This window comes from Roseateles sp. P5_E11, assembly GCF_054049355.1.
Map to the genome: position 1 here is coordinate 1 of NZ_JBFUMO010000231.1, position 8,633 is coordinate 8,633.

At 68.1% G+C, this 8,633-nt stretch carries 12 protein-coding genes; 5 read left to right on the plus strand and 7 right to left on the minus strand.

The genetic code is table 11. From position 1 onward, the window contains the following. Positions 1 to 584: hypothetical protein (locus ACXJKR_RS17300; protein ID WP_457323873.1), on the minus strand; the 584-nt coding region annotated here is incomplete at its 3' end. 312 nt (positions 585 to 896) lie between these two features. On the opposite strand from ACXJKR_RS17300, the gene ACXJKR_RS17305 reads away from it, so the two are divergent. The 3 genes from ACXJKR_RS17305 (at position 897) to ACXJKR_RS17315 (ending at position 3,142) form a co-directional block, all read left to right on the plus strand. Continuing rightward, positions 897 to 1,583, plus strand: a complete 687-nt coding sequence (locus ACXJKR_RS17305) for an urease accessory protein UreF (protein WP_457323874.1) — start codon at positions 897 to 899, stop codon at positions 1,581 to 1,583. Positions 1,584 to 1,662: 79 nt separating this feature from the next. Next, the gene (gene ureG, locus ACXJKR_RS17310) at positions 1,663 to 2,310 is read left to right on the plus strand and encodes an urease accessory protein UreG (RefSeq protein ID WP_457323875.1); all 648 of its coding nucleotides are present in this window, start codon (positions 1,663 to 1,665) and stop codon (positions 2,308 to 2,310) included. After that, entirely contained in the window at positions 2,300 to 3,142 is an 843-nt protein-coding gene (locus ACXJKR_RS17315; protein ID WP_457323876.1) for an urease accessory protein UreD, read from the plus strand. The genes ureG and ACXJKR_RS17315 overlap by 11 nt, the downstream gene beginning before the upstream one ends. Here the strand turns inward: ACXJKR_RS17315 and ACXJKR_RS17320 are convergent. From ACXJKR_RS17320 to ACXJKR_RS17345, 6 genes are all read right to left on the minus strand, one after another. Continuing rightward, complete coding sequence (locus ACXJKR_RS17320; RefSeq protein WP_457323877.1) at positions 3,098 to 3,703, minus strand: hypothetical protein; 606 nt, start codon at positions 3,701 to 3,703, stop codon at positions 3,098 to 3,100. The genes ACXJKR_RS17315 and ACXJKR_RS17320 overlap by 45 nt on opposite strands. Positions 3,704 to 3,793: 90 nt before the next feature. Next, entirely contained in the window at positions 3,794 to 4,573 is a 780-nt protein-coding gene (locus ACXJKR_RS17325; RefSeq protein ID WP_457323878.1) for a VOC family protein, read from the minus strand. Next, positions 4,558 to 4,947, minus strand: coding sequence for a hypothetical protein (locus tag ACXJKR_RS17330; RefSeq protein WP_457323879.1), 390 nt, complete (start codon positions 4,945 to 4,947; stop codon positions 4,558 to 4,560). Before ACXJKR_RS17330 ends, ACXJKR_RS17325 begins: the two co-directional genes overlap by 16 nt. Beyond that, positions 4,947 to 5,324 (minus strand): DUF1801 domain-containing protein, encoded by a 378-nt coding sequence (locus tag ACXJKR_RS17335; protein ID WP_457323880.1) that lies wholly within the window; start codon positions 5,322 to 5,324, stop codon positions 4,947 to 4,949. Before ACXJKR_RS17335 ends, ACXJKR_RS17330 begins: the two co-directional genes overlap by 1 nt. 29 nt (positions 5,325 to 5,353) lie before the next feature. Then, the gene (locus tag ACXJKR_RS17340) at positions 5,354 to 6,121 is read right to left on the minus strand and encodes a TerC family protein (RefSeq protein WP_056195180.1); all 768 of its coding nucleotides are present in this window, start codon (positions 6,119 to 6,121) and stop codon (positions 5,354 to 5,356) included. A 107-nt stretch (positions 6,122 to 6,228) separates the two neighbouring features. Next, a complete protein-coding gene (locus tag ACXJKR_RS17345) occupies positions 6,229 to 6,672 on the minus strand; it encodes a hypothetical protein (RefSeq protein WP_457323881.1) in 444 nt (147 codons plus the stop codon). Positions 6,673 to 6,934: 262 nt separating this feature from the next. Here ACXJKR_RS17345 and ACXJKR_RS17350 point away from each other — a divergent pair, with 262 nt between their 5' ends. Both ACXJKR_RS17350 and ACXJKR_RS17355 read left to right on the plus strand, forming a co-directional pair. Then, on the plus strand, positions 6,935 to 7,942 hold the full coding sequence (locus ACXJKR_RS17350) for an AraC family transcriptional regulator (protein WP_457323882.1): 1,008 nt from the start codon (positions 6,935 to 6,937) through the stop codon (positions 7,940 to 7,942). 109 nt (positions 7,943 to 8,051) lie between these two features. Continuing rightward, a partial coding sequence (locus tag ACXJKR_RS17355; RefSeq protein WP_457323883.1) for a TonB-dependent receptor plug domain-containing protein occupies positions 8,052 to 8,633 on the plus strand: 582 nt, incomplete at its 3' end.

The window sequence follows — 8,633 nt, forward strand, 5'->3', positions numbered from 1 at the left end:
AGCTTGTAGAGGCTTTCCACGCGGCCCACGACGGCGTCGACGCGCAGATGCTGGCTCGCGAGCTCGAACTCGTTCAGCTGGATCAGCGCGGGCAGCACGTCGAGCACGTCGCGCTCGGCCAGCACCGGGTCGCGGTCGGCGAGGCGCTTGAAGGCGTCGCGGGTGGACTCGCTCTGGCCGCCGAGGTAGTTGTTGATGTGGATGACCTCGCCCAGCGCCTGTTGGCCCGGGCGGCCGCCGGCATCGATCCGGGCCAGGGCCTGGTCGCGCACGGCCAGCAGCTGGGTCATGGCGGGTGCGTAGCGGTGCGCCAACGAGGCCCAGGCGGATAGCGCAAAGGACATGYGCACCCCTAACATCGCCGGATCGCGCTCCAGCACATGCTCATGGAACCACAGATGCTTCTCGGCGGCCACGGCGAAGCGGCCCTCGTCGGCATCCTTGCGAGCGCCGATCAGGATCTCGTGGGCGCTGGCCCCGGCTGGTGGTTCCCAGGCCAGGGCGCAAGGCGTGGCGCTGAGCAGCACCGCGGCGAACAGCCCGGCCAGGGCGGGACGTCTGACGGCCGCTGTCTTGTCTCGCATGCTTGAGCCTCCTTGAAGTGCGGCGCAGTGTAGGCACGGCGCCGGTGTGAGCGGTAGCAGGTAGGTCGGCAATTTTCCCGTTGCGGCCTAGGTGCCGCCGATGGCTCCGGCACGGCACAACTCGCGACTAGCATGCCGCCCGCCGCAGGCCGTCGCCCCCAGTGGCCACCGACTGGACGCGGCCTGACCTGCAAGGCTGGGGCAGCAACGACCCCCAAGCAGACCCTGTCGGTGCGCTTCTACGGTGCGGGCGTCGCCTTCCACTTCTGATGACGAAGGCGGGGCGGTGTCTGGCGAGGTCAGAATCCCCCCATGCCGACCCCCGCCGACCCCGCCTCGCTGCTGCATCTGCTCTGGCTGGCCAGCCCGGCCTTGCCGGTCGGCGGCTTCAGCTATTCCGAGGGCCTGGAGGCCGCGGTCGACGCCGGCGTCGTGCATGACGAGACCAGTGCCGGCGACTGGCTGCTGAACCAGCTCGAACTCGTGCAGGCGCGCGCCGAGCTGCCGATCGCGGCGGCGGCGCACGCGGCGACGCTGGCGCTTGATGGCGCGCGGCTGGCAGAACTCAATGCCTGGGTGCTGCAGACACGCGAAACCAGCGAGAGCCTGCAGCAGGCCCAGCAGATGGGCCGCAGCCTCGTGGTTTGGATGCAGGGCCTGATGCCCGATGCCGCGGTGCTGCCCCTGCTGCAAAAGATCAAACCGGCGCCGACCTGGCCCGTCGTCATGGGTGCAGCCGCGGCGTCCCGCGGTGCTGCGTTGGAGCCGGCGCTGCAGGCCATCGCCTTCGGCTGGGCCGAGAACCTGATGCAGGCTGCCGTGCGTTGCGTGCCCCTGGGCCAGACCTCGGGGCAGCGCCTGTTGGCACGCCTCGTGCAAGTCATCCCGCAAGCCGTGGCGACCGCGTTGGCAGCGCCCGAGCCCATGGCCTTCGCGCCGCTGCTCGGCATCCATGGCGCCCGCCACGAAAATCAATATTCACGACTGTTCCGCTCATGACAAAAAAACGCCGGACCGCTCCAAGTTTTTTTATCCCCCTTGGGGGGCCTGACGCGCAGCGGCAGGTTCGGGGGCTCACATGACTGCACCCTTGCACGCAATTCCCAACCGCACCAAGAAGCTACCGCCTTTGCGTGTCGGTGTCGGTGGCCCCGTGGGCTCTGGCAAGACCACCCTCGTCGAGATGCTGTGCAAGGCCATGCGCGAGCGCTGGGACCTGGTTGTCGTCACCAACGACATCTACACCAAGGAAGACCAGCGCCTGTTGACAGTGGCCGGTGCGCTGGCACCCGAACGCATCATGGGCGTGGAGACCGGCGGCTGCCCGCACACCGCCATCCGCGAGGACTGCTCCATCAACCTCGAGGCGGTGGACCGCATGCTGGAGAAGTTCCCCGACGCCGACATCGTCTTCGTCGAGAGCGGCGGCGACAACCTGGCGGCGACCTTCAGCCCCGAGCTGTCCGACCTGACCATCTACGTCATCGACGTGGCCGCCGGCGAGAAGATCCCGCGCAAGGGCGGCCCCGGCATCACCAAGAGCGACCTCTTCGTCATCAACAAGACCGACCTGGCGCCTCATGTCGGCGCCGACCTGAACGTCATGCGCAGTGACACCGCCCGCATGCGGCCCGTCAAGCCCTGGGTCATGACCAACCTGAAGACGCGCGACGGCCTGGACGAGGTGGTGCGCTTCATCGAGACCAAGGGCCTGCTTGTCGGTTGATCCCATCCGCTGGCCGGCGCGCCTGACGCTGAGCGCGGCGCGCGATGGCGGCAACGCCACCCGCGTGCATGCCCGCCACGATGGCCCGCTGCGCCTGCTGAAGACCCTCTACCCAGAGGGCAGTGCCATCGCGCACGCGGTGCTCGTGCATCCGCCCGGTGGCCTGGTCGGCGGGGATCGCCTCGACATCCACATCGATGTGCAGGCCGGCGCTCATCTGCTCGTCACCACACCGGCCGCAACGCGCTTCTATCGTTCCAACGCTGGCGAGGCGGCCCAAGTCGTGCAGGCCACGGTGGGCGAGGGCGCTCGCCTGGAATGGCTGCCACAGGAGACGCTGGCTTATCCCGAGTGCATCGCCCGCAACGAAGTGAAGCTCAGCCTCACGCCCGGCGCCAGCCTGTTCGCGACCGAGGTGCTGGGCCTGGGCCTGCCCGCTGCGGTGCAACCCTTTGTGGCCGGCCGCATGCTGCAGCACCTGGAGATCACCGGCCAATGGCTGGACCGCGGCTGGCTCGATGCGACCGACAAGGCCCTGCTCGACGGCCCTTGCGGCCTGGCCGGACATCGGGTGCTGGGCACGCTGGTCTATGCGCAGACCGGTGCGCTGGGCGATGTGGACGCGCTGCTGACCCACAGCCGCGCCTTGCTGGACGGGGTGGCGCGCAGCGGCGTCACGCATCTGGCTGGCCCGCGGGGCGCCGTGCTGCTGGCCCGCGTCGTCGGCGATGAGGTCGAGACGGTGACGCTGGCGCTGCGGCGGGTGAGGGCGCTGTGGCGGGGGCAGCTATGGGCCTTGAGAGCGAGTGATCCCAGAATCTGGGCGACTTGAGGCCTTTGGCGGACTAATTTCGAAGGTCGGCGCTACCCACAGCATCGGCTTGTTGTCGGGTGGCAGCCAAAAGTAGCCGAAATCGGCACCACCACCACGGCGAACGACTGTGACAAACGGCAAGATCGCGCCGCTGGGCTTTTCGATGATCGTCGCCCGACCTTCCATCACGCGCTGGATCACGAAGGAGCGCCCGACGCGCAACTCTCGGCTTGCCACCCATGCACAGCCTTGCAGGCGGGATGCCGCTGACGCGCCCAACAAATCGGCCGCTCCTGCTTCCTGACGTCTCAGCAGGTGATTGGCCATCGTGTCGTCGTATGGCGTGTGCCGGTTTGCAATGGCTGCAACTTCATCTCGGTCCAGCTGAATAAACGCATGCGGGTCCTCGACGAGGATGCAAGGCCAGGGAAGACGCGTTTCAGTCGCCACTTGGGAGAAGGTCCGCTCATCGGCAGCGGCCTCCGCCACGGTCAACACACCGGGCGACACCGCAAGGATCAAGGCGAGCAACGCATTGACGGCGCATGGCGATCCCAACAGGTGTTGCGGATTGGACATGGCATGCACTCTAGGACAACTGTTGGTGCCGCCGTCGGGCTCGCCGATCCGGTTTGCCGGACCCCGATCTGCGCACAGATACGACTCGAGTCAGCGCTCGGACTGCAGCGTCAGCCACAGACCGTGGACTCGAACGAGTGGCGTGGATTCGCCGCTTCGCGCCGCCATCGTGATGCCGATGATTGGATGGCCGGGCACGAGCTGGTGCCGCGACGGCACGATGACGATGCGGCCACCTTCGGCGAGGTCGAAGACTCGGGCCTGTGTCTCGAAAGGTTCGCAGCGCTTCTCTTCATGCGAGCTTGCGCCCAGGGCAGACAGCAACTGAGACAGGGCCGTCGCGTCGTCCGTCGCGACCCAGACCTCCCGCGTCGCGAACGCGCCGTTGGCATGGGCGAAGTGCTCAGGCCGGTCGGTCGGCGAGCGGTTGTCGCCGGCGAAGAAGACCCAGCTCAGCCGCGGGTCGGTCAGCGCCAGCCCGTTGGCGTCGTGCCGGTGCGGAATGCCCGCTGCCTGCAGCGCGGCGGCGGCGCGGGTCGAGTCGACCGCATGCAGGGTCAGGTAGGCCGGGCCTTCGCCCTCGCGCAGCAAGGCCATGTAGCGGGCGCTCAGCGCGTCGCGCGCTTCGCTCGCGGTGATCAGCTCCAGCCCCGCGCCGTTGCTGAACTTGATGTGGGCATTGCGCAGGCCGTTGGCATGCGGCCGCCCCGGCTTGATGGCGAAGCCCAGGCTGCGGTAGTCGGCCACGGCCTGATCCAGGTCCTGCGCGGCGGTGGGAATGTGGTCGAGGCGAACCAGGGGTTGCGCGCCCGCCGAGCCACAGAGGGCGAGCAGCAGCGCAGGCAGCCACCGCCTCACAGCGCCCGCCATGTCGGGATGCAGTGGCGCGCCAGCGCGGTGACCCAGTCGGGTTCCTGCGGCACAAAGGCGATGCCGAAGGCCGGGCTGACCAGAAAGCCCGCGCGCTCGAAGGCCTCGGCATCCTGCGCGAGCACGAAGCCGCCCAGCGCGGCAAACGGAATGACGACCGTGTCCAGCTGCAGCACCGGCGCGCGCCGGGTGATCTCCTCGAGGCGGCCACCGTCCTGGAAGCGCAGCACGGTGTGGCCGTAGTCGTACTCGTTCAGCGCGGCCTCGTTGCGTGCATGGCGGTTGGGCGGACCCAGACGCGCGACCAGGGTCTCGACATCCAGGCTGAAGGCCAGGTCGTCGAAGGCCGTGAACGGCTGCAGGCGCAGCGCCATCACAGGCGCCGGCGCATGTCGGCGCTGGCCGACGCGATCAGGGCCTGAAGCGCCGTTTCGTCGATGGGCTCGCCGGGCCTGAGTTTGACGTGTCGCATGAACTTGCCCGCGCCCTGCAGCAGGCTGGCGGGATCGGCCAGCTCGGCGCCCTTGAAGAAGCCGACGTTCACATGCGCGGTGAAGGCGTTGACATAGCCGAAGGCCGCGTCGCCGATGCAGGCGGTCGGGTGGCCGTCATGCAGAAGTTCGCGCACATCGGCGCCGCAGCGGCGCATGGCGTCGAACCAGTGCCGGGCAATGTCGCCCAGCGCGCCCGCATGGGCCCGCATCCAGGCCTCAATGTCCGGATCGTGCGGGACCGCGGTCGGGAAACGCATCAGCTTTTCCATGACCGCGGATCATCGCTTCAATCGCCCGAACTGCCAGGGATCTGCTGGCGCAGCTTGACCTTGCTGGCCGACTTGCGGCGCATCTTGATGTTCATCATCTCCACACCCAGCGAGAAGGCCATCGCGAAGTAGATATAGCCCTTGGGCACGTGGTGGCCGAAGCCCTCGGCGACCAGCACCACGCCGACGACGACCAGGAAGCTCAGGGCCAGCATCTTGATGGTCGGGTGGTTGGACACGAAACGGCCGATGGGGCCGGCGAACAGCATCATCAGACCGACCGAGGCGATGACGGCGCCAATCATGATGCGCACGTCGTCCACCATGCCGACGGCGGTGATGATGGAGTCCAGCGAGAACACCAGGTCGATGACCATGATCTGCAGGATGACGGCGCCAAAGGCCGCCTTGGCCTTGCCGCCGGCGCTGGTGTCTTCGTCCTCGCCTTCGAGCGAGCCGTGGATTTCACCGGTGCTCTTCCAGATCAGGAACAGGCCGCCGCCGATGAGGATGAGGTCGCGCCCCGAGATGCCCCGTTCGACGCCGGGCACGTTGAACAGCGGCTCGACCATGCCGACGATCCACGCCAGCACCATCAGCAGGCCGATGCGCATGAACATCGCTGCGAACAGGCCCGCACGCCGCGCGGTTTCCTGCTGGGCCTTGGGCAGCTTGTCCACCAGGATGCTGATGAAGATGATGTTGTCGATGCCCAGTACCAGCTCCAGCGCGGTCAGCGTGGCGAGGGCGATCCAGGTCTGCGGGTCGGAGAGCAGTTCAAGCATGGCGGGCGGTCCGTGGTGAGCCGGGCATTGTCGCCAGCGCCCTGCCGGCCGCGGACAGCCTCAGGCTGAACGAAGCTTCGGTTTTGCTTTGGGTGTGGGCCTGCGGCCTATTTCAGGATCAGTTCCTGCAGCTGCATATTGCCGATCAGCTTGCGCATGACGCCGCGCTCGCCGGCGGCGACATCCTGCTTGCGTGTGTCGGCCGCCAGCATGGCCTCGATCTTCTTCTGGAAGGCCAGTTGCTGGGCGTTGTTCTGGTAGTCCTTGATCTCGACGGCCAGCACCAGGTCGGGCTCACCATGGCGCTGGGCGTTCACGGCCAGCACGTGGTACGAGACGATGATGCCTTCCTTCTTGCCCAGCTCCTGCACCTTCTTCCAGTTGGCGCCGAGGTAGTCCATGTACTTCTCGAAATGACCCGGTTCGATCTGGATGTTGGAGAAGAACCAGACCGAACCCGGCGTGTAGCTGGAATCCTCGGCCAGGGCCGGCAGCGACAGGCACAGGGAAAAGGCCGCGGCGGCGGCGCACAGGGTGGCTTTGAAGTTCATGGCTTGCTCCTTGGGGTTGATGCACGTCAGCGTGAGGCTGCGGGCGGCGGCAGTGTGTGAAACGGGGCGGCCGCGAGGACAGCGATGCGACCGGGGCGGCAAATCGGCCACCGAGTTCGGCGCGATTGCGACGGGTTGCACGGACAGCTTGGGGACGGCTCGAACTAGGGGATGCGCTTCGTCACGCCTGTCTCGGGGGTGACTGTCGCGTCCACGCATTGCATCAATGGCGGTGGGCCGGGAATTGGCCTACAACCCGGCCATGCTGCCCACCGCCGCCGTCAGCGCCGACCAGCCCCTGCAAGGGGCCGAGGTCGATGCCGCGCTGAGCAACTCGCGCCTCGTCGCCGTCTGTGAGACCAGCAACCCCGACGAGGCCCAGGCCGTGCTCAGTAGCGTCTATGGCCCGCATGCCCTGCGCATCGGCGACGAGAACGGCCTGGCGCTGAAGCTGCGCGGCGCCGAGTTCGCCCGCCTGCACCTGGGCGAGGTGCGCTACGGCACGTCCACCCGCATGGCCATGCCGCGCGCCCATGGGCATTGGGTGTTTTCCTATCTTCGCCAGGGCGAAGTCTGGCGTGGCGGCCGGCGCGACCTGTACGGCGCTGGTGATGCCGGTGTCATCGCGCCCGACGAGGTGCAGGGGCTGGAGATGTCGGGTGACATGGAACTGCTGAACCTGCGCGTGGCGGACGCCGACATGGGCAGCGCCTGCCGCGCGCTGCTGGGCTCGGACATGGCCCATGCGCTGCGCTTCGAGGGCCGCGCCCAGGCCGGCGGCGCGCCGGTGGCGGCCCTGCTGCGTGTGCTCGGCCACCTGGCCGCCACGCCGGCCTACCCGCATGCGGCCGCCGCGCGGCTGGAGGACGGCCTGCGCGACGCGGCCCTGTTCGAGCTGCTGCTGGCCTGGCCCAACAACTACACCCGCGGGTTGGATGCTCCGGCCGCACTGCCTGCCTCCACGCGGCGGGCACGCGACTACATCCACGCCCACGCGTCCGAGGCGCCGTCGGTGGCCGAGATCGCCCGCGCTGCCGGCGTCGGCGTGCGCGCGCTGGCAAGCGGCTTCGAGCGCCATTTCGGCGTGTCGCCACAGCGCTATTTGCAGCAGTACCGGCTGGACCGGGCGCGCGAGGAGCTGCGCTCCGCCGCACCGGGCGTCACGGTGACCTCTGTCGCCGCGCAATGGGGCTTCTGGCAGCTTGGCAGCTTCGCGGCGCGCTACCGCGAGCGCTTTGGCGAATCACCGAGTGAGACGCTGAAGGGCTGAGAAGTTCCGATTCGGCACATCGCGCTGCCGATTCGCCATAGCCGGCTCCCAGCGGGCTCGCGACCATGCTCTTACGCCGCCACACAGACGCGGCGACCGGAGACAGAGCATGAGACTCAGCCCTATTGCGCTTGCCGTGGCGTCCACGCTGGCGGCGGCCCAGACCGCTCCTGAAACCAACCAGATCGAGCGCGTCGTCATCACGGCCGAACGCCGCGTGACGGTGCTGGACACCACGCCCACCGCCATCACCGCGCTGAACGGCGCCCGCCTGGCCGAGCGTGGCGACACCGGCCTGGCCGACCTCGTCATGCTCAGCCCCAACACCTCGTTCACAAACGGGCAGGGCGCAACCCAACTCTTCGTGCGCGGCATCGGCAATGTCTTCATCCTGGCAGGCGGGGACCCCGGCGTGGCCCTGTATGCCGACGGCGCCTATGTGTCGGACCAGACCAGCTCCAACACCGCCCTGTTCGACACCCAGCGCGTCGAGATCCTGCGCGGGCCCCAGGGCGCCCTCTACGGCCGCAATGCCACCGGCGGCGCGGTCAACATCATCTCGGCGCTGCCGACCTCCACGCTGCAGGCGCGCGTCGGCCTGCTGTTCGGCAGCGACAACCGGCATGAGAGCGAGGGCTTTGTCTCCGGGCCTTTGAGCGATGGGCTGGAAGGGCGGCTGTCGTATCAGATC

Coding starts and splice junctions, on each gene's coding strand:
- ACXJKR_RS17335 (WP_457323880.1), bottom strand. CDS start 5,324: ATGCGTTTCCCGACCGCGGTCCCGCACGATCCGGACATTGAGGCCTGG.
- ACXJKR_RS17345 (WP_457323881.1), bottom strand. CDS start 6,672: ATGAACTTCAAAGCCACCCTGTGCGCCGCCGCCGCGGCCTTTTCCCTG.
- ACXJKR_RS17350 (WP_457323882.1), top strand. CDS start 6,935: ATGCTGCCCACCGCCGCCGTCAGCGCCGACCAGCCCCTGCAAGGGGCC.
- ACXJKR_RS17325 (WP_457323878.1), bottom strand. CDS start 4,573: ATGGCGGGCGCTGTGAGGCGGTGGCTGCCTGCGCTGCTGCTCGCCCTC.
- ACXJKR_RS17340 (WP_056195180.1), bottom strand. CDS start 6,121: ATGCTTGAACTGCTCTCCGACCCGCAGACCTGGATCGCCCTCGCCACG.
- ACXJKR_RS17320 (WP_457323877.1), bottom strand. CDS start 3,703: ATGTCCAATCCGCAACACCTGTTGGGATCGCCATGCGCCGTCAATGCG.
- ureG (WP_457323875.1), top strand. CDS start 1,663: ATGACTGCACCCTTGCACGCAATTCCCAACCGCACCAAGAAGCTACCG.
- ACXJKR_RS17305 (WP_457323874.1), top strand. CDS start 897: ATGCCGACCCCCGCCGACCCCGCCTCGCTGCTGCATCTGCTCTGGCTG.
- ACXJKR_RS17330 (WP_457323879.1), bottom strand. CDS start 4,947: ATGGCGCTGCGCCTGCAGCCGTTCACGGCCTTCGACGACCTGGCCTTC.